Source organism: Chitinivibrio alkaliphilus ACht1, from assembly GCF_000474745.1.
Lineage (GTDB): Bacteria > Fibrobacterota > Chitinivibrionia > Chitinivibrionales > Chitinivibrionaceae > Chitinivibrio > Chitinivibrio alkaliphilus.
The window spans coordinates 1-1,208 of record NZ_ASJR01000065.1; the positions used below are offsets into that span (position 1 = coordinate 1).

At 44.8% G+C, this 1,208-nt stretch carries 1 protein-coding gene; it reads left to right on the top strand.

Features of this window, described 5'->3' with window-relative positions; genetic code table 11:
- Nucleotides 1–66: 66 nt before the first annotated feature.
- On the top strand, nucleotides 67–918 hold the full coding sequence (locus CALK_RS12455; protein WP_022637849.1) for an alpha/beta hydrolase: 852 nt from the start codon (nucleotides 67–69) through the stop codon (nucleotides 916–918).
- Nucleotides 919–1,208: the final 290 nt, after the last annotated feature.

Consider the following 1,208-nt stretch of genomic DNA (forward strand, 5'->3'; position numbering starts at 1 on the left):
GAATTGATGATGGACGGGGAACCATTGTAGAACGGACCATTAATCTTGGAGTGCGGTCATCTTCAAATGAGTAGATCAGTCTTTGTTTCCGTGGGAGTACGCCTTGGGGTGTACTCCCTTTTTTTTGCCTGTATCCTTTTAGTAGGCAGGGACTTTCTTGTGCGATTAGTTGCGTTTCACCCTTCTTCAGGAGGACTTTCAGCAGGGCAGTTGCAAGAGTATGGCTTTTCTCGTTTCTTTTTTCAGACAAGCCGGGGCGACTCTGTGGAATATCTCTATTCCAAATCAGGAGATGGTCCGGTGGTTGTGTATTTTCATGGAAACGCCGGTACAATTTCTGATCGCATTGAGGATCTTTCGCGCTTTGCCAATAGTGGGTTTTCTGTGGTGGGAGCTGGCTATGCAGGATATGGAAAGAGCGGGGGGCGAGTTTCACGGGAAAACCTTGAAAAAGATGCAGCTACTCTGATTGCTCACGTACATGACTCACTGGGATATTCCTACGAATGTATGATACTGGTTGGACGGTCCTTAGGGTCGGTTCCGGTGGCTCAGCTTCTTACACAGAATCGGTATGGAGGGGCGATACTGATCACTCCGCTTAGCTCCGGAAAAGCTTATGCAAAAAGCCTCCTGCCTTGGCCTTTTTATCTGCTTGCGGGGGATGTCTTGGCCGTGGCTGATCGGGTGGCACAATCGACCACGCCACTTATGGTAATTCATGGTACTGAGGATGAGGTTTTGCCCTATGCCATGGGAAAAGAGGTCTACGAAGGTGCATCACAACCCAAGTATTTCGTAGAAATCATTGGGGGAAGACATAATACCTTACAGTATGATGGGGGAGCCCTCTTTTGGGATCGCATTGACTCATTTCTTGACTCATACCCTCGTTGTACAGCCTCTTCGTTTGAGTGAATTCTTCACGGCATATGGTGGTCATGGCTGTATATACATTAGTTACTCCTATTTTAGGTATCTTCACAATAAAGATGGAATTATTGATTTCAAAGTAATTGACGCATCGAAAGACTATTTAGTAATAAGCGTAGCTGTAGAAATCGATTTTGATGTTGAGGCCAGCGTGTCATTTTCAACATATGATTCTATTGATAGAGAAGACGTCTATTTTGGTTCTTCCAATGTGTCAAAGTCTGATTCATGTATAACTAAAATTCTGATTTCCTTATCTGGCAATATTCGAGGTT

What these genes read in the sequence shown, in the direction of transcription:
- CALK_RS12455 (WP_022637849.1), top strand. Translation starts at nt 67, where the DNA reads ATGAGTAGATCAGTCTTTGTTTCCGTGGGAGTACGCCTTGGGGTGTAC.